The organism is Thalassoroseus pseudoceratinae, assembly GCF_011634775.1.
In the GTDB taxonomy this organism is placed as follows: domain Bacteria; phylum Planctomycetota; class Planctomycetia; order Planctomycetales; family Planctomycetaceae; genus Thalassoroseus; species Thalassoroseus pseudoceratinae.
In genome coordinates this window covers 1-25,551 of sequence record NZ_JAALXT010000014.1, presented here as the reverse complement: position 1 = coordinate 25,551, position 25,551 = coordinate 1, and the positions used below count along the sequence as shown (strand labels likewise).

The 25,551-nt window shown below is 55.0% G+C and carries 19 protein-coding genes; 9 read left to right on the top strand and 10 right to left on the bottom strand.

From position 1 onward, the window contains the following. Positions 1-114: 114 nt before the first annotated feature. The 7 genes from G6R38_RS27640 to G6R38_RS27610 all read right to left on the bottom strand — a co-directional run bounded on the left by G6R38_RS27640 (position 115) and on the right by G6R38_RS27610 (position 15,221). Complete coding sequence (locus tag G6R38_RS27640; protein WP_166832103.1) at positions 115-660, bottom strand: hypothetical protein; 546 nt, start codon at positions 658-660, stop codon at positions 115-117. Positions 661-817: 157 nt separating this feature from the next. Then, on the bottom strand, positions 818-1,354 hold the full coding sequence (locus G6R38_RS27635; RefSeq protein WP_166832101.1) for a transposase: 537 nt from the start codon (positions 1,352-1,354) through the stop codon (positions 818-820). 26 nt (positions 1,355-1,380) lie between these two features. Continuing rightward, positions 1,381-1,653, bottom strand: coding sequence for a transposase (locus G6R38_RS27630; protein WP_166832099.1), 273 nt, complete (start codon positions 1,651-1,653; stop codon positions 1,381-1,383). Between the two features lie 79 nt (positions 1,654-1,732). Then, on the bottom strand, positions 1,733-1,927 hold the full coding sequence (locus G6R38_RS27625) for a hypothetical protein (protein ID WP_166832097.1): 195 nt from the start codon (positions 1,925-1,927) through the stop codon (positions 1,733-1,735). 337 nt (positions 1,928-2,264) lie between these two features. Next, a complete protein-coding gene (locus G6R38_RS27620; protein ID WP_166832095.1) occupies positions 2,265-3,248 on the bottom strand; it encodes a DUF1559 domain-containing protein in 984 nt (327 codons plus the stop codon). A gap of 455 nt (positions 3,249-3,703) precedes the next feature. Continuing rightward, positions 3,704-14,314 carry a beta strand repeat-containing protein gene (locus G6R38_RS27615; protein WP_166832093.1) on the bottom strand — a complete coding sequence of 3,537 codons (10,611 nt, stop codon included), beginning with the start codon at positions 14,312-14,314 and terminating at the stop codon, positions 3,704-3,706. A gap of 583 nt (positions 14,315-14,897) precedes the next feature. Beyond that, positions 14,898-15,221, bottom strand: coding sequence for a dehydroquinate synthase/iron-containing alcohol dehydrogenase family protein (locus tag G6R38_RS27610; RefSeq protein ID WP_166832091.1), 324 nt, complete (start codon positions 15,219-15,221; stop codon positions 14,898-14,900). A gap of 298 nt (positions 15,222-15,519) precedes the next feature. Here G6R38_RS27610 and G6R38_RS27605 point away from each other — a divergent pair, with 298 nt between their 5' ends. From G6R38_RS27605 to G6R38_RS27570, 8 genes are all read left to right on the top strand, one after another. Further along, on the top strand, positions 15,520-16,374 hold the full coding sequence (locus G6R38_RS27605; RefSeq protein WP_166832089.1) for an STAS domain-containing protein: 855 nt from the start codon (positions 15,520-15,522) through the stop codon (positions 16,372-16,374). Positions 16,375-16,495: 121 nt separating this feature from the next. Beyond that, the gene (locus G6R38_RS27600; RefSeq protein ID WP_166832087.1) at positions 16,496-17,425 is read left to right on the top strand and encodes a response regulator; all 930 of its coding nucleotides are present in this window, start codon (positions 16,496-16,498) and stop codon (positions 17,423-17,425) included. A gap of 11 nt (positions 17,426-17,436) precedes the next feature. Continuing rightward, positions 17,437-17,859 (top strand): STAS domain-containing protein, encoded by a 423-nt coding sequence (locus G6R38_RS27595; RefSeq protein ID WP_166832084.1) that lies wholly within the window; start codon positions 17,437-17,439, stop codon positions 17,857-17,859. Beyond that, the gene (locus tag G6R38_RS27590; RefSeq protein WP_166832082.1) at positions 17,843-19,099 is read left to right on the top strand and encodes a GspE/PulE family protein; all 1,257 of its coding nucleotides are present in this window, start codon (positions 17,843-17,845) and stop codon (positions 19,097-19,099) included. The genes G6R38_RS27595 and G6R38_RS27590 overlap by 17 nt, the downstream gene beginning before the upstream one ends. A 63-nt stretch (positions 19,100-19,162) precedes the next feature. Then, complete coding sequence (locus G6R38_RS27585; protein WP_166832080.1) at positions 19,163-19,657, top strand: hypothetical protein; 495 nt, start codon at positions 19,163-19,165, stop codon at positions 19,655-19,657. Then, positions 19,654-20,022: a hypothetical protein gene (locus tag G6R38_RS27580; protein ID WP_166832078.1), complete on the top strand. Its 369-nt coding sequence runs from the start codon at positions 19,654-19,656 to the stop codon at positions 20,020-20,022. The genes G6R38_RS27585 and G6R38_RS27580 overlap by 4 nt, the downstream gene beginning before the upstream one ends. Before the next feature lie 43 nt (positions 20,023-20,065). Further along, entirely contained in the window at positions 20,066-20,449 is a 384-nt protein-coding gene (locus G6R38_RS27575; protein WP_166832076.1) for an Hpt domain-containing protein, read from the top strand. Between the two features lie 2 nt (positions 20,450-20,451). Beyond that, positions 20,452-21,840, top strand: a complete 1,389-nt coding sequence (locus tag G6R38_RS27570) for an ATP-binding protein (RefSeq protein WP_166832074.1) — start codon at positions 20,452-20,454, stop codon at positions 21,838-21,840. 224 nt (positions 21,841-22,064) lie between these two features. Here G6R38_RS27570 and G6R38_RS27565 read toward each other — a convergent pair whose 3' ends face one another. The 3 genes from G6R38_RS27565 to G6R38_RS27555 form a co-directional block, all read right to left on the bottom strand. Further along, positions 22,065-22,568 carry a hypothetical protein gene (locus G6R38_RS27565; RefSeq protein ID WP_166832072.1) on the bottom strand — a complete coding sequence of 168 codons (504 nt, stop codon included), beginning with the start codon at positions 22,566-22,568 and terminating at the stop codon, positions 22,065-22,067. A gap of 66 nt (positions 22,569-22,634) precedes the next feature. Beyond that, positions 22,635-22,754, bottom strand: coding sequence for a lamin tail domain-containing protein (locus G6R38_RS28205; protein ID WP_166832070.1), 120 nt, complete (start codon positions 22,752-22,754; stop codon positions 22,635-22,637). Positions 22,755-23,409: 655 nt separating this feature from the next. Next, positions 23,410-23,676, bottom strand: coding sequence for a DUF6933 domain-containing protein (locus G6R38_RS27555; protein ID WP_166832068.1), 267 nt, complete (start codon positions 23,674-23,676; stop codon positions 23,410-23,412). A gap of 403 nt (positions 23,677-24,079) precedes the next feature. Between G6R38_RS27555 and G6R38_RS27550 the strand changes: the two genes are divergently transcribed. After that, on the top strand, positions 24,080-25,474 hold the full coding sequence (locus G6R38_RS27550; RefSeq protein WP_206028770.1) for a serine/threonine protein kinase: 1,395 nt from the start codon (positions 24,080-24,082) through the stop codon (positions 25,472-25,474). Positions 25,475-25,551 lie beyond the last annotated feature (77 nt).

Here is a 25,551-nt window from a genome sequence, read left to right as displayed (position 1 = left end):
GTTGGATTCCAGGGTTCTCGTTTTCTGTCGTATAACGACGGCGGTAACGGGGCCGCCGCGAAGAAACTATGATTTCACAACTTGCGTCATCGGCGGCTCCCGTTCACCGCATGGTTAGGCACCCGGCTTCTCGATGTCGATCTTCTTGATCTCGTACACGAACTCCGGCCCAACAAGATACGACACGGCTCTGTCCCACAACGGATCGGTCCGATCGTTGGGATTCGCCGCAAGTGCCATGATCTTCGGTGGCGTGCCGTCCCGAAAGAGATTCTTGTTGTTCCGGTTCTTGTCATAGCTCACGCCGGTGATCTTGAACTCCGTCGCGGCCACATGCCGCATCTTTTGCTGTTCAATATCTCTGTGGGCCGTCTCCCACGTGATCGCCCGCACAGATAGGTGGTAGTCCCGTTCGCGAAAACGACCATCGCTGATGTAGTCGGACTTCGCGGGATACTGCGGCGTCAGCCTTCGCTTGTATAGGCCGCCCGCGACGAACCGGAAGTGTAACGGGTCCGGGGACTTCTCGTACCGTCGACAGTCGATGATGTCCACCCAATGCCCCTTGGCTTGAGCGAGATGCTTTTTCACGAAAAGAACCGCTTGAGCCTCTTCGGTTTTGGCGTACTCGAGATATGTCTGGAGCAGCTTCGCGTCCATAGCCCCCGTGCCCATGAATGGTGTGCCTAACGCGGAGTTGAGCGGTCGGCGTCTTTGCTCTTGACCGCTTAACTCAAGGTACCTTTACGGCCGCCTCCTGCGACGTCGATTGGGAAGATGGTGAGCCGAACCGCTCCAACGTTTGTTAGAGGTAGTTTCAAAACCATTTGATAACAGTGAACATGCAAGCGAGTTGTACGAAGCCGAGAAACAGATGATCGTAGTATTCATAACGTACTGTGATTCGTCGATTGGTTTGCAACCAGCTGATGCTCCGCTCGACGACATAACGGGGGGCTAGGCATCGAGCTTTGCGACCGTCTTGAGTCACGGGTCGCTTGCGACTTTTGCGATGATGGCAGATCAACTCGATCTGTTCCGTCGCCAGCCGAGTCCGCAACGGATCGCAGTCGGCGGCTCGATCGTACATCAGTCGTTTCGGTTTTCGGGGGAGCTGACGTTGCTCGATCAACGGTTTGATCAGTCGAACTTCACTTTGGTTGGCACTGGCAATCGTCACCGCCAAGGGTGTGCCCACGCCATCGACCATCAGCATGATCTTGGTGCCTTTGCCTTTCTTGGTGTTGCCAACCGCGGAGCCCCCTTTTTTGCTGGGGCAAAGGTACCATCGCCGATGGCTTCTTCCCAGTTGAAGTCCCGAAAATCCTCCATGTGCCCCAGCAACCTCGTCCAAGCAGCTGCGAACACGCCGGACTCAGTCTACTGCTTGAGCCGCCGCCAGCAGGTGGCTGGACTGGGATATCGTTCTGGTAAATCTTTCCATCTCGCTCCGGAAACTAAGACCCACAATACGCCTTCTAGGCACCGGCGTGGCGGTACACGCGGTCGTCCGCCGAGTTTGGAGGGAAGCGGGTCCTCGAACAGGTCATCGATCAAAAGCCATTGCTCATTATTGAGATACGGTTTGGGGGCCGTCCTGGACCCCGTGCGATTGCGGCCAAGTCGAGGCCACGCCGACAGGGTAATCAACATGCTGGTGTCTCCTTTCACCAGCATCGGCATGCAAATCGCTTGCCAGAGCGTTCACTAGAATCTGCGTTATGAAACTGTTCTAGCGACTGAGCTTGATATCGTAGGTTTGTTGATCTTCAGTGACTGTGATTGTCAATGGCGTCTGGGCGAGCGTTCCGTACTTGTCAGGAATCGGTCGGTTCTTCAGGCTTTCGATATACTGCGAGGCTTTTATCTGAGATTCGCCACTTTGGCCTCGAAACTCACCTGGCATGGGGGCTTCGGTCACAGTCACTTTGTGCTTCCATGCACAAGCTCCGGATTGACCGCCGCATTGAAGCGAGAATTGTCCATTCTCATCTGTAACACCACTGGCGATAAAACTTCCGTCGAGTTCGTCATGCAAAGGATAAAAACGAACTTCGACGGAGGGAAGCGGTTCATCATTCAGAGTGATCGTTCCCTTAACGGGAACAATAGGTGGAGGTGGCGTTGAACATCCCCAGCAGAAAAATACTGCAACTCCCAAAACGCCGAACCGATACAATGATTGCCGAGTCTGCACCTAACTGCCTTTCTGGAGGGGCATTTGATGGTGTGTTGAACTCTAGAATTGCCTAGGGGAGTCGACTCTAGTCAAGCTGAACGACTTGACCATCCGCAGGGCGTGCGAGGAGTTGTAGCGTAGTCAGCCCACCCGTTGATGTTTGCGACATGAACCGTACGGAACCGTCACACAACGCAAAGTTTGCTCCGCCGGGATGTGCACTACTGAAGGAACTGAGTTTCTTGTCCGTCTCAGAGTATGGGGGCGGATCACTAAACCCATCTGGAACATTATAGTTGATAGGCACAAACGTTCCCCCCAGACAGTCCTGAGGCGAATTGAAGTTCGACCATGCCCAACCACGACGATTCGGAAAATCGCTCCAGTTTCGATCGTAACTGTAACGTTCGCCGACTAGCAATGTGTTTGATGTGCCGTCTTTGATGGTTGCCATTCGAGATCGACTATTGATCTGAAACACACCATCGAATGTCGCATCAAAAATATACCAAGACTGTGTGCCTGCGTTCGCCATGTAACTATTGATCGCAAAGTAGTAGGTGTTGCCGCCACTTGTATAGGTGATCACAGGTTCCGAAGAATTATCTGATGGACAAATATAAGATTTAACCACCGTCGCGCCGATCGAGTCTGGTCCATTGGTATTGCCATATTCTCGTTGAGAGAAGTCGTACTGATTCGTGATGTTCGCCTGCTCCATGAACGGCAAAATGTAAGCCAACCACGATCCGTACTGATCCGGAAAAGGGGGGGCGGGGATCTTTCCGGACGTGTGGAGACTGTTTGTCGGGTAGACGGCTCCCGACGTACTAGCAATCGGAATATTAATGCCGGCAGGAAAGTGCTTGTAGGTGTCGTGGAAGGTGTGCATCGCGAGACCGATTTGCTTTAAATTATTCTTACATTCGGTCCGACGGGCAGCCTCACGAGCTTGCTGCACAGCGGGCAGAAGCAGTGCAATCAAGATCGCGATGATCGCAATCACGACGAGGAGTTCAATGAGGGTAAACCCTCGCCGACTGTTTCTGCGGAAGCGTCGATGGTTCATGAATCCAAATTCCAAAGCAAAATGAAACGAGATCACGGATTCGTCGAAAATGGGCTCGGAGCACGACATTAGCAATGGATCGGCATTTTTCCCGGCCTATGCTACATTCTGGCTGCCAAGCAAGTACCAACTTGCTGATTACAACATCTCAGATTAATATTACGCTGGTTTTTGCTAAAATCTCTAAGTATCCGAGGAGACCGACTAATGGGATGGCAATACTTGAAAACCTAGGGGCGATAAGCTGCATACGGAACCGGCCAATAGTCACATATGATTGATGTAAACTTCACGTCACTCTCGAGTAGACACTGCTCATGAGCGAGCCGATCAAGCACTACACTATCAAAGTGTGTGCAACATATTTCTCGCGATTTTTGCTTTGGTCGCTCGAAAATTGCGGTGGTGAATTCACTGGTAATCAGCTCACTCACCACCACGAATGCCTCAACACACTAGTCTTGCAAGAAGCCTGTGCGGTTCTGGCCGGTTTGTGGGTTCCAGAAGAAGAACTCGTCGGCTAGTTCATCGCTGAAGACTTCTTCTGTAAGACGAGCGATTTGCTCGAAGTCTCCGTTGATGGACAAGCGGTTGACTACGTTGTCGACTGGAACGGCTTCTCCATTGGGATCAAGATTCGTCAAAGCCGTGCGGTTGTCACCGCTATTGGTATTCCACGCGAAGACGTCATCCAATCCATCACCATTGAGATCACCAATTTCGATTCGATCGTAGTCGTTGCCGTTAAACAGCGTGACTGGCAAGAAGTCGATATCGGCCGAGTCGAAGTTCGTCGTTGTTCCTGGTGTTACTGCGGTCAAGGACACTAGCCGGTTTTGACCGGTTTGCAAGTTGACGAACAGTAACTCATCGAGGGAACTGTCCAAGAACTGACCCGACAGCACAATTTCGAAGTCGCCGTTCACCCACGACGGTGCAATTACATTCGTCTGTTGGTTGTTGAAGTCGGTATCCATGCCGGGGGTGACCACTTCAAAATGAACCAGACGATTCGCACCACTGACTGGGTTCCAGAAGAAGAGATCCTCCGGGCCGCCATCGTCAAAGTTTCCGACGACGAACTGTTCGAAATCGTTGCCGTTGACGAGGATCACAGGGACGACGTTGTTTTCCATCGTTCCCACAACGCTTGTCGTTCCACCGTTGGCATGGATCAACCGGTTTCGGCCGGTGCTCGGGTTCCAGAAGAACAGATCGTGACCGGCGTCGTTATCAAAGTCGCCGATCCTTACTTGGGTGAAGTCGTTGCCGTTGATATCGGTCGGTGCGAACGGATTGTCTTGCACCGATCCATCTCCGAACACGATGCGATTCGCACCACTGGCTGGGTCCCAGAAGAACAAGTCGTCCGCAGTGGCATCGGTTTCACTCGGCGAATTATCGAAGTTTCCACTGACAGTCAGTGTGAACGGGCCGTTGATCTCGATGGGATCAATGTTCGCATCCGTCAAGTCGGCGATATTGGGAGCCAAATCGTCGTTGACGATCACACCAACACCCTGCGCATCACTCAGTGTGACATCGCGTCCGCCGGCCTGGATGTTCGACAATTCGACGAAGAACGATTCATCAGCCTCGCGGTCGGTATCTCCGTTGATCAAGACGGTCAACGTTTGCGTCTCGCCAGCGGTGCCGCTGAAGGTCAACGCGTTTCCGATGTTCGCGACGTAGTCCCCATCCGTTGCGGTTGCAGTATCGCCGACAGTATCGAAGTCCACCGTTAAACCGGTTTCGACATCATTGTCCAAAGTCACAGTGAAAACGAGTTGTCGCGTGCCGCTGGTTCCTTCGAAATCGGTCACATCATCAATGGACAACGTCGCGGCATCGTCATTTGTGACAGTGTAAATTGTTGTAGCCTGAGTTGTCGTGTCATCGTTGGTATCGTTGATCACTAGGTTGCCGGTGGGGTTGGCCAGCGCGAGTTCGATTGTTTCATCCAACTCGACAACAGCGTCATCCATGATCGTCAGACCGATGGAAACCGCGGTTGCGTTGGTTCCGTCATAAACACCTGCGGGAATCGTCACGGTTTCGGTTAGTGTGAAGTCGGTGTCGTCGATGGCAGTTCCACCAGTGACGATGACGTCGACGGTTTGATCTTCCGTCAAGGTTCCATTGACGAGCAGGACAGGTTGGTTCCCGCCGGAGGTCTCCAGGTCACTATTTGTCGCGTTGCTGAACTCGACTTTCGTGATCGGCGGTGCTTCGACGATCGTGGTTTCGACGGTGGAGTTGTTGGCGGTATCCGGATCAGCAGGAGATCCACCGGAAACGGTTGCTGTGTTTGTGATCGGGCCGACTCCGGTTTCGGCAGTCACGTCGAATGTCAGTGTGGCCGTTTCTCCGTTCGCGAGGACAAGATCGGTGATATTCGGGCCGTCCGCTTCAATCACCAGGGATCCGCTGCCGCTGCCGGAGAACGACAGGCTTTCGTTGCCAACAGTGAAGGTGCCTGTCGGGAATGTGATCGAATCGTCGAGGCTCGCGCCGGTGACATCGTCCGGACCACTGTTGGTGATGGTGACGGTGTAGGTTGTGGTGCCGCCGGTGATGATCGGGTCAATCGTGTTGGTCGTTGTCACCATGAGATCCGCTTCGGGAGTTGCGGTAACGGTGATCGTTGTGTCGTCGTCAACCGGAGTAGTTAATGAGTTTCCGGCAACGTCGTTGATGGTTGCACCGTTCGGTACTTGCAGGATGAGTGTGCCGGGAGCGGTTGGCGTGACTTCAACAGTGAAGACCCCTGGGCTGGTTTCAGTAATTACTCCAATCGTAATTGGCGAGGTGCCTGCGTTCCTGAAGTCAGCGGCATCCACGGTGCCATCATCGATGTCCTCACTGAAGGTGACTGTGTAAGTCACGAGTGTGCCTTCGATGATCGGGCCACCACTTTGATCGTCGACAATATCCGCAGCATCAAGCAAAGGAGCCGTCGCGTCCGTGACGGTGATCGTCGTATCGTCTTGGATCGGCGGAACCAAAGAATTCCCAGCGGGATCGTCAATCGTTGCCGCGCTCGATACTTCCAAGATCAGTGTGCCGGGAGCGGTCGGCATCACTTCAATGTTGAAGACCCCTGGGCTCGTTTCCGTGATCGTTCCGACCGTGATTGGTGCGGAGCCTGCGTTCGTGAAGTCGGCGACCCCCACGGTGTTTTCGTTGATGTCTTCGCTGAAGGTGACTGTGTAAGTCACGAGTGTGCCTTCAGCGATTGGGCCGCCACTTTGATCGTCCACGATGTCCGCGGATGCGAGAGTCGGAGCTGTGACGTCCGAGACGGTGATTGTTGTGTCGTCGTTGACCGGCGGAACCAGGGAGTTTCCGGCGACGTCGTCGATGGTCGCACCAACGGGCACTTGCAGGATCAACATGCCGCTCGCGGTCGGTGTGACTTCAACGGTGAAGACCCCCGGGCTCGTTTCGGTGATTGCCCCGATTGTGATCGGTGCGGTGCCTGCGTTCGTGAAGTCGGCGGCATCCACCGTGCTGTCATCGATGTCTTCGCTGAAGGTGAGCGTGTAGGTCACCAAAGTGCCTTCGGCGATTGGGCCACCGGATCGATCGTCCACAATGTCAACCGGCGCCAGAGTGGGTGCGGTACCATCGGTGACGGTGATCGTCGTATCATCATCGACCGGAGGAACCAGCGAGTTCCCAGCCGGATCATCGATGGTAGCACCAACGGGCACTTGCAGGATCAATGTGCCAGGAGCGGTTGGCGTGACTTCGACGGTGAAGACCCCCGGGTTCGTTTCGGTGATTGCTCCGATTGTGATTGATGCGGTGCCTGCGTTTGTGAAGTCGGCGGCATCCACCGTGCTTTCGTCGATGTCTTCATTGAAGGTGACTGTGTAGGTCACCAGCGTGCCTTCGGTGATCGGACCGCCACTTTGATCGTCGACGATATCCGCAGCATCAAGTGTGGGAGCGGTCGCATCCGTCACTGTGATCGTTGTATCGTCCTCGACAGGAGGAACGAGTGAGTTCCCAGCAACGTCATCAATGGTTGCAACAACGGGCATTTGCAGGATCAGTGTGCCAGGAGCGGTTGGTGTGACTTCGACGGTGAAGACTCCCGGGCTAGTTTCGGTGATTGCTCCGATTGTGATTGGTGCGGTGCCTGCGTTCGTGAAGTCGGCGGCATCCACCGTGCTGTCATCGATGTCTTCGCTGAAGGTGAGCGTGTAGGTCACCAAAGTGCCTTCGGCGATTGGGCCACCGGATCGATCGTCCACGATGTCCGCGGAGTCCAAGGTCGGTGGCACAACATCCGGCTCGGTGACAACGACGGTAGTTGCCGCTTCATCGTCTTCCGCAGGTGTTGGTGCGGTGCCATTGTTTGGCGTTGAGTCCGGGTCGACTTCGTTTGCCGCCGTTACTTGCACGTAGTTTTCGTAAGGTGAATCTGTGGCAGCGATGAAGCTGCCTGTGATTGTGAGAGTCTGCGTCTCACCGGCATCGAGTTCCAGGCCAGACCAAATATCAGTGTTCGGATCAAACGAACCTTCACTGGCATTGAACATGGTCAGCACGAAATCGTCCGACAGCACTTCGGTGAGTTCCACACCCGTTGCGGTCTGCGTTGCAATCGCGGTGTTGCTAGTCTCAATAGTGAATGTGATCGTCTCACCGACAAGCACGTCGTCATTGTCAACAGAGATGCTGACTTCCAAGTCGATGCCCTGTTGCACTATGTTGACGGCATCTTTGGTATTGATGGCCACACCTGCAGATGCCTGAGCCGACGGGAAGCTTGGCAAGCCGGCACCACCAAAATCGTTGCGAACCCAATCGGCGGATGTGTCGGTGTCGGTTCCGTTGGGAATTCGCGACGCTCCACCTGGTTCGAAGGGACTTACACCATCAAAATTCGGCCCCAAGACCGCTCCGGTCGAACCTTCGTAGGTGACGTCTCCTGCATCTCCATCGAAGACCGCCACACTGTCGACAACGCTGGTCCAAGGCATGGAATCGAGTATTCCATCATTGTTGGTGTCCAGGTCGTCATTCAAAGATCCGGTGAAGTTCTCGACGATTAGAATGGTTTGAGTGCCGTTCTCGAACTCGCTGTTCAAGTAGCTCGTGCTGAAGAACCCGTTGGCATCGGTGGTGGTGATCGTCTCCACATTGTCGATGACACCGGTACCACTACCTTCGCCTTCAATCACCAAGATCGTGAATGCGGAATAATCTGTATTTGGATCACCGAAAACTTCGATGAATTCGTCGGTATCGCTGCCCGTGTGATCGAACACGAATTCGTTGATCACCAACGGTGATGGCGGTGCGTTGACCGTTGTGGTTTCAACAGCGGTATCGTTTAATCCGTTGACATCTACCGGCGTGCCACCAGAAACCGTGGCGGTGTTAGTGATTGTTCCAGTGCCGGTGTCTGCGGTAACGTCGAACGTCAGGGTTGCTGTTTCCCCGTTGGCAAGATTCAATCCGGTGATGTTCGGTCCGTCTGCTTCTTCGACCAACATACCGCTGCCGGTTGTGGCTCCAGGCGTAGAGAACACGAGGCTGGCGTTTCTGACGGTAAACATGCCTGATGGGAAGACGATCGTGTCATCGAGCGTGGCTCCGGTGACGTCTTCAGGACCGTTATTGGTGATCGTCACCGTGTAGGTTGTAGTCTCGCCTGTGAAGATTGGGTCGGCGTTGTCGGACTTCATCACCTCCAAGTCCGTTGTTACGAGTTCGGCAACCGTGACCATAACGCTATCGTCGTCGTCTTCGCTGGACGGATCACCGATTTCGCCGCGACCACTGTTGTTGCCCGGCGTTGAGTCGGGGTCCGTCTCGTTGGCGGCGGTGACTTCGACATAGTTCGTGTAAGGCGAGCTCACAAAATCGGTGAAGGTCCCGGTGATGGTCAGCGTGGCCGTCTCACCAGCGGCGAGTTCAATGCCCGTCCAAACGCCGGTCCCGGGGGTGAATGAGCCTTCGCTTGGCGTGTTGGCAGTTACCATGAAATCTGCCGGCAGCATGTCGGTGACTTCAACGCCGGTCGCTGCCTGGGTGGCAATGGTCGTGTTGCCGACTTCGATCGTGAACGTGACGATATCCCCCTCGGTCACGTCATTGTTGTCGACCGATTTCATGACGAATAGGTCGATGCCCTGTTGCACCATGTTGACGGTGCCTTCGGTGCTAATGGCCTCACCCGCAGATGCTGTCGCGGACGGGAAATCTTGAAGACCTGCGCCATTGAAGTTGTTCCGCACCCAGTCGGCTACCGTGTCGGTATCCGTGCCGTTCGGTATTCGTGACGCCCCGCCAGGTTTGAACGGACTGACACCGTCAAAGTTCGGTCCCAGAACCGGTCCGGTTGAACCTTCGTAGGTGACGTCTCCTGTGCCACCATCGAAAATGGCCACACTATCGACTACGGCAGCCCATGGCAGCGAATCGAGTGTCCCATCGTTATCAGTATCGAGATCGTCACCTTCGGAGCCTGTGAAATTGGTGACGAGCAGAATCGTTTGGGTTCCGTTCTCGAACTCACTGTTCAAGTAGCCGGTGCTGAAGAACCCATTCGCGTCTGTCGAGCCGACTGCAATGACATCGTCAATGATGCCGATTGAGCTGCCATCCCCCTCGATCACCAAGATCGTGAAGGCAGAATAATCGAAGCTTGCGTCGCCGAAAAGTTCGATGAACTCGTTGGTATCGCTACTGGTATGGTCGAAGACAAACTCGTTGATCACCAGTGGCGGGAAGTCATCATTGGTGATGGTTCCAACCCCCTGATCATCGCTGACGGTCGCCCCGGTCACGTTCGACAAGTTGACGAAGAACGATTCGTTCGGTTCGACATTCGTGTCGCCGTTGACGGTCACGTCGAAGGTGTAAGACGTGTTTCCTTCGGCGATCGTTTGACTGGTCAGCGATTGGGCAACGTAGTCCGAGTCGGCGGTTGTCGCGGAGTCATCGGCAGTGGCGATGTCGAATGTGACACCACCGACCGGAGCGGGAACCGACAGACTCACCGTGAACGTGTATGTCGTTGTTCCGGAATTTCCTTCGTTTTCGGTGACGTCGTCGATCGAGAGTGCTGGTAGTGCGCTCACGGTGACATCGTCGGCGTCGGCGAAGTCATCGCCCATTCCATCGTTCGGTGTGGAATCGGGATCGGCTTCGTTGGCGGCCGTCACTTCAACCGTGTTGTCGAGTGTCCCCGTGCCAGTCACGGCGACATCGAATGTGACCGTTGCAGTCGCACCGCTTGGCAGCGCGGTGATTGTCAAATCGGGGTCATCGGTAGCTGCAACCGATCCCGCGCCACCACCGCTGAACACAACCATTGCATTGCTGATGACAAAGGAAGTTCCATCAAATGTGGTCGTGTCATCCAGCGTGGCCCCTGTGGAGTCGCTTGGCCCATTGTTTGTCACAATGTAGGTGTAGGTAACGGTTCCACCATCGAGAATCGCTGTCTGATCAACCGACTTGGTAACCTCCAAGTCAACCGACACTGTCGGCAGCACATTGGTTTCACCGGGTGTCGGGGTTTGCGTGACATAGGTGGACGTATCAAGTGCCGTACCGCCGTTCGGAACTCGGGCGATGGCATCGTTCCCACTGTCGCCGTTTTCAGACTCGTTGATCTGCGGCTGCCCTGGCGTGAGCACATCGATGAGGCCAGAGTCATCGCTGTCGTTCGTGTCGTAGACAACGGCATCGATGAGGTTGGTAGCGGTGACTGGCGTGTCGATTGGGAAGTCGGTGTCGTTGCCGACGAACAAGGCCACGGCGTCGGCACCGTTCTGAATTTGGTTATCGACCCATGCCCCTTCGATCAGTGTGTTGGGAATCAAATCGACGTTGGGAACACCAGCCAAGCCAATCACGAAGTATCCGTTGGCATCGGTGGACTGTCCATCCAAATCGATGGCGTCGTATGATGCATCGTCACTGCCGTTGAACAGCACAACAACCAACCCATCCAGTGACGTGTTCCCGGCGCCGCCGTCATAGAGTTCGATGAATTCCAGGTCATCGGTGCTCGGCGTGTCAGCGTCGACTTCGTTGATCACAATCACTGGCGTACTCAAGCCGGTCCCGGTGACGGCGAACTCGTACGGGTTTTCGTCGGCATCATCGTTGGCAATGTTGATCGTCGCTGTACTCGTGCCATCGGCGGCCGGGTCGAAAACGACATCGAAAGTGATGGAACCGCTCGAAGACACGTTCCCGGGCGTGAAGTTCGCGATCGTGAAATCGCCCGCATTCGCGCCAGTAACCGTGATCGCCGACACATCCAAATCAGCGGTTCCAGTATTCTGGATTGTGAACGTGTTGGTCACCATGCCGTTGGAGGTCAGAGTTGGACCGAAGTCGGTGCCATCTGCCGAATCCGGCGTGGTATCGCCATCCACAATGTCCATGCCAAGTCCCTGAACATTGATTTCTGGAGCGGCGTTGGTCACACCCATGCCGGTCACGGCGAAGTCGTAGGGGTTTTCGTCAGCGTCGTCGTTGACGATGCTGATTGTCGCGTTGCGGACACCGTCGGCACTGGGATCGAAGACAACGTCAAAAGTCGTTGAACCACTGGCAGCGACGGAGCCGGCAGTGAAGTTCGTGATCGTGAAGTCACCGGCATTCGCACCCGTCACATTGATTGCGGACACATCGAGAGGGTCGCTGCCCGTGTTGAGGATGGTGAAGGTTTGGGTTTGGTCGCCGGACGCTGTCTCCACCAAACCGAAATCGGTGCCATCGTCCGTCGTGGGGGTCGTATCGCCATCGGGAATGCTCATGGCGTTGCCTTGGACGTCGATTTCCGGTCCAACGGCTGCATCGCCCGTGATGATAATGTTGTCGAAGACTGCCACTTCGAATGGTAGGTTGGCCGTGAACGTGATCGTGAGGTTCGAGCCCGTGCCGGCTATACTTGTCAAGAACGTATCGAGCGAGCCATCGGCAGACAACGATTTATCAAGATACAAGTCCGCTGCCGTGGTTGACGTGGTGCCCTCGGCGAATTCTTTTGTAATGACCGCGTCGCCGGTGGCCAACAGGACTTCCGCGGGGTCATCGTTGGTTCCATTGTCGAGTGGTCGCAGCGATCCCGACCCCAAATTGTTCGCCACTGGAGCAATACTAAACAGCGTCTGAGCGGTGCCACCGTCAATCGATGCCGTGAACGTCAGGATGGTGTCGTCGCTGTAGTCGAAGGCGCTGTCCATTCGAGCGCCGATATCGATCATGATACCCAGGTTGGATGCCCCGGAGATGTCAAACGTCCAACTCGCTGTTTGGTCGGTACCGAATTCATCGCTGTCGGACAGGGCGAAGTAGTCGTTATCCAAGTCGGCGTTCTGCCCGAAGATCCCTTCAGTATCACTTGGGTTTGCGGTTCCGCTTGAGTAGCCGAAGACTGTGTCGTCCGCAAGGCTGAACGGCACACCCGGATTCGGAAAACCCTGTGGCCAAGCATTCCGACTTCCAACACCGAAGAAATCACCGGCTCCACCGTCCAGGTTGTCACTTGAGGGATCGAACCCAGTGACCAGATTGACTTCACCGCCATCGAAGTCCTGCTGGGCCACCAAATTGGCCGGCGGACTCGTGCCCTCACCGGTAACACTAAATTCGTAGGGGTTTTCGTCGGTATCATCGTTGGCAATGTTAATCGTCGCCGTGCTGGTGCCATCGGCCACCGGATCGAAAATCACATCGAAAGTTAGCGTACCACTTGGCGAAACCACACCAGCCGTGAAGTTGGCAATCGTGAAGTCACCAGCATTGGCTCCAGTCACGGTGATTGCGGTCACGTCCAGACCACCAGTGCCTGTGTTTTGGATCGTGAATGTGTTGGTCACCATTCCACTGTTGGAATCAGTCGAGCCGAAATCCGTACCATCCGCCGTGGTTGGTGTGGTATCGCCATCCACGATATCCATGCCAAGACCCTGAACATTGATCTCAGGCGTGGCGACGGCAACCCCGGTTCCTGTGACTGCGAAATCGTACGGATCTTCGTCGGCGTCGTCGCTGGGAATGTTGATGGTCGCATTACGAACACCGTCGGCAGCAGGATCGAACATCACCATGAACGTCACATTGCCACCCGAAGCGACCGTCGTCGTCGCTGGCTGAGTGATCACAAAGTCAGCTGCGTTCGCCCCGGTGACGTTGATCGTGCCAAGCGTCAGATCAGCGGTGCCGTTGTTCTGAATTGTGAAAGTCTGGGTCGCAGAGCCACCGCTCGTCAGCACGTCGCCGAAGTCGGTACCGTCTGCGGCGGTTGGAGTTGTATCCCCATCGAGGATGTCCATCGACATCCCTTGCACGTTGATCTCCGGCGCACCAGCTGCATTGAACAGACTGCCATCAATCCGTGTGCCTGGTGAGAACCGTGAGCCGTCGTCGGTATCGGCACCCACGTGATCGACGAAGGTCCCCACGAGATCGGGGCTCCGTGTGCTGGATTGGTCAGAGCCGCCGGACAGATCGGCCAGCCCCTGTCCAGCCGCACTCCCGTAACTCACCGAATCGATGACTGTCGAACCGGCATCGATAAGTTGAATCAGATCGCCACTGTTCGAAAAACCCGATCCGATACTTCCGTCATCGACAAAGATCAGCGAGTTGCCAAAGTTCGGATTCGCCGCCGGAACTGTCGAACCATCGCTGAAAGCCCCGGCTGGTGTGCCACCGCCGAAAAGCACGAGAGCTTGGTTCTCTTGTAGGATCGTGCCCGCGGGGAACGTGAAGTCGCCGCCGTCGTCGTCACTCAGCGTCCACCCGCTGATATCCAAAGTCCCAGGTCCAGTGTTGATGACCTCGACAAACTCGTCTCCACTCGCACTACGCACGCCGTCGCCATTGGCATCACCGTCTGGCACACCACTCGCTGGATCAAAAAGCACCTCGTTGATGACTGCCGCTAGCAACGTGCGGTCTTCCAAAACTTCGGCTTGGGCGGGAATGGCAGCGATCTGTTTTCGACGAAGTCCGTTTCGACCTGCTCGTAGTTTTCGGACGTTTTTTGGGGAGAATCGGAGGGAATCGAGCCAGGAAGTCAAAAGCATGGAGGGCAGTCCTTGAGCGGAATGAGGGCAAACTGCAACAAACCGGATGAATTGCAAGAGCTGGGATATTCGGAGTTTGTTGACTAATTGATTTGCAGATTCTCAACCGCCCACCCAGACAACTTCAACCACTATCTCCACTCAAAAACAATTTGAATCAGTTACTCTTCTTCTGTTTGCAGGAACTTAACGAAACCGCAGCGAAAACAGGGGTTTCATTCATAAAATCGCATCGAAAACCAGTGCAATTGGCGTTGGACCGGTCACGGTTTGGCCCGAATATTTCGGTGCGCCGTGAGAAGGCGGTTTGTTTCCGATGTGGGCGAATCCCACCCGGCAAGTCTGTCGCTCCAGCCGGAAGCACTTGGGGCGGTTCGAGGAGGTAACGACTTGGACTGAAGCACTTCAAGAGAAGGCTCCTTCTGGGAGTCAGCGAGCAGAAAGGCCGTAACGCGAGTGAACGCCCGGCAGGCGCGGGGAAGGTCGCCGTCGGAAAACTGTGTGCCTTCGACAGGAAGGACAGAGCGATTGAGGTTTTCCGGTTCCGCCGGGGTAATGACGACAGCATGTCTGAAAGAGGAAACTACACGCAACACAGGAAGCCCCAGCGATGAGAGCGCTTGACTCTCGCGGAGCCGCCGTCGATTGCTAGAACGATGTCGTAAGCACCGTCCCGGAAACGTTGAATTCCACGCAACACATCGTCAACCTTCGGATTCGGCTCAAGGTTCCGAAAGAAGCTCGGTTGGTGATGGCTGAGAAAGTCTGCGACTGCTTCCTCGGCTCCGGAAACCGCGTAGGCCGTCTGGTTATCGATGGCGAAGATATTCAATGGACGATCCGCAGGGACGACGGCACCGAGACTGCGTGCGGCTCCCGCTTCAATTTTGACTGTCTGGTGTTGCAAGGTTTGGCTCCTTTCGCGGCTACACTTCAGACATTGCGTGAAGAAAATGTCAACGTGACATGTCGGTTCTGCGACAATCCGTGTGCACCAAAGGTAATCGACTGCAACGCCCCGGCGGCTCTTTGTTGCTTTTTCACAATTCCTCCTCACTGCCTTCACATCCTTGAGTTATCCCAGTGAAATCCAAAGCACAAACGTCGGGTCATCCGTTTGTTGCGGCATGCGACGTCGATGTTGTCAACGTTCGCATGCCGCACGTCTCCTGCTGCACACCGTCCCGCCAACACTGCCCTTGCTCATGACTCGCACAAACGTTCTTGCGGACAATCAACTCTATGCGACCGTTCGCAAGGGCAATACGCTGATTGTCACGTTTCGAGGGCTGCCTGTGGGTTTCGGCATTGTGGATTCCGAGACCGAATTTCAACGCGTTGTGAAATACTACAAAGACCAGCCGCTGCAACACGTGATTGTCAATCTCGGCGAAATGTCGTATGTCGGAACTCAGTTGATCGGTTCGTTGACTCGCCTGGCCGAAGTGGTCAAAGAGAAAGGTGGAGTGTTCGCCGTTTGCGAGCCAAGCCATGACACGCGGGAAATGTTCAAGGCCCTCAATATCGACGATCAATGGCCCGTCTTCGAGCGCGAGTCCACCGCCGTCGGTCGGATTGTTCGCGAACCGTTGTGGCAAAAATTCCTCGTGTTCGGGCAGCGTCGCGTGTTGGTCCCGATTTTGGGGTTTGCCGCGGTCGGTCTGCTCGCTTGGTCGTTGTTCGGGCCGGTGGCACCGGCAACCCGATTATCGAGACATGCGGCTAAGCTGGAGGACTACTGGGAAGACTACAACGATTTTGCGAAAACCGCTCCGTCCAGAACCGAATGGAACTCGTACCGCGAAAGCTTGACCAAAGAACTCAAGTCGTTCGCGGACGAACTGGGACAACCCGGACCGCTGGTTCCCGAGCGATACCGATTGAAAAATGTGGTCGAATTGCAGTTTCTGCCCCTTTTGCGGCGAACCCGACCGATCACGCTGAGTGAGTCGGTGATCTCCGATCGAGCTCGTGAGGAGATCCAATACGTGGTGCAAGCCACACGCGCTCGCAGTCGCGAAATCGCCGAGTCGGGAACGACCGGCCCTCCGACTGAATGATGGATCCGGGTCCTCATCGAAAATTCATTTTTGGTTGGTGTCCGTGGAAATTCGACCCTGCTACATTGACGGCAGTCATCAATCAATCGGCTGCGACCAAGCGAACTCGAATATCTCCGTTATGAAAGAACGATTTCAGCTACTGATCGTCGACGATAGCCCCGTGGATCGAGAACTCTATCGGTGTTTGATGCAGAAAGACGAACTCTGTACGGTCCGCACGGTCGGTGATGGGGTCGATGCGTTGGACCAAATTGCGATCGATCCTCCGGATGTCATCCTCACCGATCTCAGAATGCCTCGCATGAATGGCTTGGAACTGGTCAAACAAGTCCAGGAGCGGACCCCGGAGATTCCCGTCATCCTCGTGACGGCTCATGGGAGCGAGGAAATCGCCGCGGAAGCTCTCCGAGTCGGGGCCGTCCACTACATTCCCAAAGCGAGCTTCGCGGGCCAAGCTCATGGGACCATCTCCAGCGTTCTGGGAATCGCCCAGGAACGAAGGCAGCGGAAACGGCTGAGTCGATGCTGGCGCCAATCGGAGTATTTCTTCGAGTTGGGAAACGATGGCGATTTGATTTCTCCGTTGGTCGCGCGATTGCAGGAGTCGCTCACGGAGTTTGGCGGGACCGAACGGGCCAGCGTCATCCGCATCGGAGTGGCCCTGCATGAGGCGTTGCGAAATGCGGTTCATCACGGCAATTTGGGATTGTGTTCCAAGCTCCGCGAGGGTGACGGAAACGAGTATTATCTCCTCGCCGCCGAGCGGAGCACGCAGTTGCCGTATCGCGATCGGCGAGTCCGCGTACATGTCAAGGAATCGCCCGAGGAAGTCGTGTATCGAATTTGCGACGACGGCGACGGCTTCGATGTTTCCAACTTGGTTTACGACCCCACCGACCCCGCAAATTTGCTTCGCCCGAGTGGTCGCGGGTTGTATCTGATTCGCACGTTCATGGACGAAGTGCATTTCAACGAACGCGGCAACGAGATCACCTTAGTGCATCGACGCGGTGGCCAGACATCTGCGGGCCCGGATCAGGCCATCTAAGAGAATTCCGCATGCAATTTCAAATTCTTTCCAACGATGATCAAGTCGTGAAACTTCGGGCGAGTGGAAAACTCTCGCGCGATCCGCGAATTGCCCAGAACGGAGTCGACGATCGAGATCCCCTCGCATTTGTTTGTGGCGACGGCGTCTTCAAGAAGAAGGTTTTGCTCGACTTGGCGGAGATCGATCACATCGATTCCACCGGCGTTGAATGGTTGCTGAAATGCCATTCCGAATGCGAAAAGAACCACGGCACGCTGATACTCCACGACCTGAGCCCCGTCGCGTCGGACCTCATGCAGATCATGCGGATGGATTTGGTTTTGAAACTCGTCGGCAACTCGCGGCAAGCGGAAGAACTCGCCGTGCGGTCAGCCCCGTCCAACGGACATTCCGAACCCCAAAACGAGTCTTCTCATGGCAACGGCGACTGAACCGGCAAGCTCTTACGAGCTTTCGGACGAATTGGCTGAACGAATCGGAACGATGCCTCCGCAAGGAGCGGTGGAATTTGTGATCGATCAGGCATTGCAGGTGAAAGCCAGCGACTTGTATTTCCATCCGCAAGCCGACGACGTGCAAGTCGACATCCGTCGCTTGGGAATTATGCGATCGTTTCTAACATTGCCTTCAGACAACGGTCAGCGATGTGTCGCCCACATTCAAGCCGAATCCGGAATGCAACGGACGGAACGGCGTTATCCGCGTGACGGGCATTGGAAGATGCAACGCATCGGTGGCGGAACCGCCGAGATGCGACTGCATGCCATGCCGACGTTGCACGGCGACTCGTTGGCGATTCGACTCATGAACCCGAACGACGGCCTCAAGCGACTGTCGTCGTTGGGGTTTGTTGGTCAGCAACATGCCGAACTCACGGCGATGCTCAACCGACCCGGCGGCTTGATTCTCGTGACCGGCCCGAGTGGATGCGGAAAAACGACCACGCTCTACGCCTGTCTTCATGCATTGCATGATGGACGACGTTCGATCCACACCATCGAGTCACCAGTCGAGTATGCCGTGCCGGGTCTGCGGCAAACCGCTTTGGATACCGGTGGAGCGGCCAATATGGCAGACCTGCTCCGCGGAGTGCTCAGACAGGGCCCCGATGTGCTGATGATCGGCGAAATCCGCGATTCGGAAACCGCCGACGCTGTCGTGAACGCCGCCAATAGTGGACATCTGGTGTTAGCCACCTTGAATGCTCCTTTCGCCGGAACCGCCATCCAACGCCTGCTCAAAATGGGGGTGCCAGCTTACTTCCTGAGCACAGGTCTGCTGGGAATTATCAGTCAACGCCTCGTGCGAACACTCGACCCCGACCGCCGCGTGCCCGTCAATCTCGGAGCCGCGCCGCGAACCTTTGAGGACGTCGCTGACTTCCTGGGGCCCACTTCGCCGGAGAACAACGTGGGGCTCACGGTTTATGCCTCCACGGATGACGATAGTTACAACGGTCTGAGCGGCGTATTTGAAGTCTTTCGAGCCACACCGGCGACTCGACGGATGATTGCCAATGAAGAATCGTCGCGACAACTCACACAGCAAGCGGTTTCCGAGGGAATGCTCGATTTGCGACGAGCGACCTTGATCAAAGTTGCTCGTGGCATCACAACGTTCGATGAAATGCAGCGAATCATACCGGCGGAACTGACCGGAGACGAGTCATGACAACCGATTCCCAGCCTTCTCGACCTGCGAACCCCGAGCGCTCACAATGAAAGTTCGAATCGGATGAAACGCTTTTGGCAAAGTCTATTCGGTTGGCCATTGTTGTTTCTCCTGTTGATCGCGGCCCTGTGGTGCGCGGCGGAGGTCATCGCGGAAGCCCGATTCAATCCGCCACCGCCCGGCATACTCCACCGACTGAATGTTGGGGAAGATTCTTCGCGATGTCTCGTGCTGCGAATTCCGATCGGGTGGGAACCGCAACAAGTCCCGCCGCGAGCGCCGGACTACATGACAGCTGTTTTTCTACGCGCGACGGATTCTTACCCATCCGTTTACGTCAAAGCCAAAGTGCTTGAGGAGACGCAGCCACTCGATTGGTCCGGGCGACACGCCGACGCACAACGGATCCGGCTCCTCGCCGAAACGACCAACTCCAAATGGGTGTTCGATTCCGAACGAAAAGTGCGTTGGCGAACCGTCACGCAAAAATCCCCTGGCAAGTCGAGATCGAACTGTTTCGCCGAAACGTGTATTGCCTACTACGGGTTTTCCACTTGACCGGCGGCGAGGAATTTCGTCAAACGATCCGGAATATCGTCGACCAACTGCGAATCGAACAAACCTCGAACGAGCCCAAACCCGTCGCGAAAACGCGGCCAATCGCCGATAAGAACGCCAAGTTCGCCATGGGCAATGGAACCGAGCGGATGACCGCCCGCAAATCGCGGATGACTGTCTTCAGCTGGTCGCTCGCGATCCTGACGATCTTGATTATCGTTCACTTATGGCTGAGCGTCATCGACGTCAATTCGCGGATCCGCAACACAACGCGATTGATGACGGCCATCCGTCAGGGTACGCCGTTGGGACGCGTGTGGAAGGAATCCGAAACCGAGGATCATTCGTCGAAATTGTCCCCCTGATTCCCATTGTCAATTCGTTGACACGGATGCGAAAGAGAGTTTCATGTCGTCGGAAAACTCATCATCGAACACGAACCAAGCCCTCGTGTTTCAACGCGACGATGCATTGGACCGAGCCGGGGACGATCTGGAAATTGCCCAAACGGTGGCACGAATGTTCTTGGAACACGCTCCCGACTGGCTGCGTCATTTACGACAAGCGATCACGGATTCGGACTGGCGAAATGCCCAACGCATGGCTCACACGATCAAGTCATCGGGAGATAACTTGGGGTGTCATGAAGTCCGACAAGCGGCGTGGTCCATCGAATCGACCATCGATGCCAGTGAACAGGACGCACTCGAACCAATGATTGCAAGTCTCGAACACGCCATCGCGCGGTGCCAACCAGTGCTGACCGAGTTTTCTCAATCCGGTAAGAGTTGATCATGACGGAATTCGAATCGTTTCTGGACGAAAAAAAATCGGAATTGTTGAAACACTTCGAGTTCGCTGTGGAAAGTGTGTTCTCACAACTCCAATCCTCCTGGACGAAAGCCGGCACAAGTTCCGAAATTGTGGAAGCGGTGCGTGGCGATTCGGTTGAGGACGCCCGTCGGTTTGCGGAACAGCTTCGCCGAGCCAAAGAAGAGGCCGTCGCCGCCGACGCCGCCAAAAGCGAATTCTTAGCCAGCATGAGTCATGAAATTCGCACGCCGATGACCGCCATCATTGGATACATTGACCATTTGCTGGACGATCGTGAAGAGAATACCACGCGGAAAGAACGGCGACAGATTTTGAAAACGGTCCGGAAACACGCGGACTATTTGCTGGAGATTATCAACGATATTCTCGATTTGGCGAAAATCGAATCTGGTCGGCTGACGGTCGAAAAGACAACGGTTTTCGTTCCCAAACTCGTCACCGAAGTGATCGACCTGTTAGAGGTTCGGGCCGAGGAACGAGGTCTCGAATTGCAGTCGAAAGTCGAGGGAAGCATCCCGGAACGCATTGAGTCGGACCCGATCCGTCTGAAACAGATTCTGATCAACCTCGTCGGCAACGCAATTAAGTTCACAGAATCGGGGAGCGTGCGGATTGTCGGTCAGTGTTTGGGGATGGATTCTCGTTGCCCGCTGCTATCGCTTGCCGTGATCGACACCGGAATCGGCATTTCCGATGAAGCGATGAAGCAAATCTTCGAACCCTTCCGGCAAGCGGACAACAGTACGACTCGCAAATACGGCGGAAGCGGGCTGGGACTGACCATAAGCAAGCGATTGGCTTTGATGCTCGGCGGCGATTTGCACGTCACGAGTCAGGCCGGGCAAGGCAGTACATTCCGGCTGACAGTTTCGACAGGATCGCTAGACCTTACGAACCAAGTGACTTCGCTAGTCGCCCCACCGGAGCAAAGTGGCGTGTTGCAGCGACCCACGCTTGGCTCACTGGCCGGCATGCGAATTCTGCTAGTCGACGACGCTCCCGATAATAAGGTGATTATCTCGAAGTTTCTGGAAAAGCAAGACGCCGCAGTGGTCCAGGCCGGTGATGGTCGCGAAGCGATCGAGAAAATCCAACTCGCGGAGAAGACGGAGAAATGGCCGTTCGACGTGGTCCTGATGGACTTGCAAATGCCGGTGCTCGACGGTACCGAAGCCACCCGGCGATTACGGTCGGCCGGCTATCGGCGACCAATCATCGCTCTGACCGCGAACGCCATGCGAGGCAATGAAGAGGAATGTTTGAAAGCCGGTTTCAACGAAGTCGCCACCAAGCCAATCGACCGCGAGAGCCTAGTCAATCGCCTACAAACTTTCGGGCCAACTTTGTAACGAGACCGCATTCCGGTCTTCCGCGCGATAGCGGTGGATCAAGAATCGCCAACATCAACAGAGACGGTGTCGGAGTGCATATTTACCGTTTCAATTCAAAGTCGTATGTCGTGGGTTTGTCGATTCTCAGTCACGTCAATCGTTAGCGGCGATTGAGCGAGTGTCCCGTACTTCCTGCGTCTGGGCCGGTTCTTGAGACTATTCAAATACTGCGCCGCCTTCCTCTAGGATTCCAGACTTTGCCCGCGGGACTCTCCCATGATGGGGGCCTCACTAGCGGTGCCCTTGTTTTCCCAAGCATACGCTCCCGACTGACCTTGAAACTGAAGCGTGAATTGACCTTGCTCATCCGTGGTGCCGTTCGCGATCAATTCCCCGGCGGGATCGGTGGTTTGCATAGTCGGATCGGTTGTGTCGGCACCGCTGACGCTATTTCGCGCACCGGGTATGCCAATATCGTCATCGCCGAAGGTTGTCGTCGCCGTAGCCCAGTTGGAACCGACGTTGTTGTCTTGAGAGGCATCGATCAACTCCATGGAGGCGCCGTTCGGATCGGGAATATTCGGACCGCCGTCGTATTCGACGCGATCAATCTCATTCAGCCCGTCGTCGAGTAGCACAATTTCATCATCGCCATTGGCCAGATTGATTCCGGCATGTTCGTAGCCGACAGGAACACCGCCGGTTATGCCCATGTCCGCATTCGTGCCGAGTACCAAATATCCCATGCCGGGCACCATTAACGGACCGCCATTACCAATCATATGACTATAGGAACCGTCATCCAGGATGGTCTAACCGTTAATGTCGAAACCGGTGGGTTCATCATTGTAAACTTCGAAGTATTCACCATCCCCGTCGTCCACTGCAGATGGATTCTGCATGATTTCGTTGATGATTACCGTCAAGAGCATCCGATCTTCCAAAACCTCGGCTTGGGTTGGGACGTTGGAAGCAAGGTATCGGCGAATTCCCTTTCGGCCGGCTCGTGCCTTTTTGGTGTTTTGGCGGGAAGATCGGAGCGAATTGAGCCAGGAGGTCAAAAGCTTTCGGAGCGGTCCTTGGGTAGGGAGAGAGAATGAACTGCAGCAAACCGGCAAACTTGGGGGCGGTCAGCGCCAAAGGGCTCAACGAAAACGTAACAAGAACATCACTCATTTCCACACGATCCAAACGCAATCCCGCGTCGGACGGCAATGTGGGTAACAACGTACGCAATCTCCTGAGGTGCGTGGTCGGAACTCCATCACGACCTCATTCTACAAAAATAGTTTCACGAAGTTTGCCGAAGAGCCACTTTCCGACCGTTGTTCATACTCTGCTGTTCCTTGCCGTCGCCGCATTCTGTGTCGGTGGATTCTTGGCGACGTTCGAGCCGACCGACAACGCCCTGACATTCAGGGTCGGCTACACCGTGATTGGCTTGGGCTGTCTAGTGGGAGTGGGTTTGTTGCTGATGAACGCTGTGCGGAAGTGAAGAGTTCTCACACAGATTTCCGCAACCGTGCTGCGCCCGACCTTTGAGGTTTTTGCGGTATTGATCTCGGTTGGCGGTTGGAGAATCACTCATTACTTGCCCACCGACAACCGCTTGAAACCGTCTTTCGGTCTTCCGTATCCCTGATCCACTTCCGAGGCGATTGCCAAGAACAGGAGATCGTTCAGACCGAACCCCACATCGTGTGGAGCAATTTCGCCCGATTCCAGCGAGGAAGTCGCCGCCATCACCCATTCATTCAACGATCCCGTCACTTTGCGATTCAGGGCCTTGGCGAAACAAACCGTTGCCGATGCGATGAACTTCTGGTAAGCGGATGCCTGCCAATCTTCTTCCATAAACTCACGAACTGCCTGCGGTTGGCTGTAAACAGGTGACAGTACCAGTCGGCATACGGGTTTTCGTTTATCGGCATCTCGGGTAGTTTGCCTGCTTTGATCTTCGTGTTGGGTTACTTTGAGAGTCGCAGAATTATACTTCCTCAATTCAACCAAGTGATGCTCCATTGCAGGACAGTCGCAATCAACACTCAAACGAATTACTGCAACGGAGCCACAGCAACCAAATCGTGTCCCCCCCAAAAGACGGCGTAGTAAGGTTGCGGCAAGTCGTATCCTACACTCAGCTTCATTTCGTGCAAACGCCTGTTACTGCTGAAATCACTGGGTCGCTTTGCTAGAATTGGCTCAACTCATAGGCGTCCAAGACGACCGGCACTGACGAAAGGTGACGACCGTAGGCGTGAATGATTTCGATCCCCTCGATGAAACACAGGATTACCAAGAGCATTCGCTCCCGCACAATGACGCTGCGTCTGTCGAACATCCCCAGCGGATCGGTCGGTATCGTATCGAGAAGGTTTTGGGCAAAGGGGGTTTCGGCCTCGTCTATCTGGCTCACGATGAGCAACTGGATCGACTGGTTGCCATTAAGCTGCCGCACGCCAAGTTGATCTTGAAATCGGAAGACGCCGAAGCCTATCTGACTGAGGCTCGAACCGTCGCTAACCTCGATCACCCGTATATTGTGCCAGTCTTTGATGTTGGTAGCACCAACGATTGCCCTTGTTACGTCGTCTCGAAGTACATCGAGGGAACTGACCTTTCCAAAGTGCTGAAAGAGCAACGGCTCAAATATCGGGATGCTGCCGAACTTGTCGCCACGATTGCCGAAGCGTTGCATTATGCTCATAAGCAGGGACTCGTGCATCGGGATGTGAAGCCGGGCAACATTCTAATCGATGGTGCGGGAGAACCACATCTCGCCGATTTTGGGTTGGCGCTGAGAGAAGAGAATTTCGGCGAGGGGCCAGTGTGCGCAGGCACGCCATCTTACATGAGTCCCGAACAGGCTCGTGGCGAGGGACACCGGGTCGATGGCCGTAGCGACATTTTTAGTTTGGGTGTGGTTCTCTACGAATTGCTCGCTGTTCGCAAACCATTCCGAGGCGACAACGAACCCGAGATTATGGAGCAGATCGTGAGGTATGAGCCTCGTCCGCCGAGGCAATACGATGATCGTATTCCAAAGGAACTGGAGCGCATTTGCCATACGGCGATGGCCAAGCGTGCCACGGATCGCTACACAACTGCCAAGGACTTCGCCGAAGACCTACGTTTGTTTCTTCAGGAGCAGACAGCCATCCAAGGCGGGGATTCTCAGGGTGCTATTGTTTCGTCCGCATCGGAAACCTTGGCTGCACAGGGCGGGTCAACAAAAGAGCAGAACGTTGTATCTCCAGCCACGGAATCGAATACCCTCGACAGCCAGCACGTTAAGATTGTGCCTAAGGGCTTGCGTTCTTTTGACGCCCAAGACGCCGATTTCTTCTTGGAACTCTTGCCCGGCCCACGGGATCGACACGGTCTACCCGACGGTCTACGGTTCTGGAAGAGCCGAATTGAAGAAAGCGATCCCGACAATACGTTCTCAGTAGGGCTGATCTACGGGCCATCCGGTTGTGGCAAAACATCATTGGTCAAGGCCGGACTTTTGCCTCGATTGTACGATGATGTGATCCCCGTTTTCATCGAGGCCACCCCGGAAGAAACCGAAAAACGGTTGCTGCGAGGCTTGCGAAAACGCTGCCCTGCCGTCGATGACGGTTTGAGTCTTAGAGCGTGTGGTCAAAACTGATCTTGCTTGATTTTGGAGGATGTGGATGATCCGGTTTTTCTCCAGGGAGGGAGTCGGATGTCTTCACGTCTTGTGCC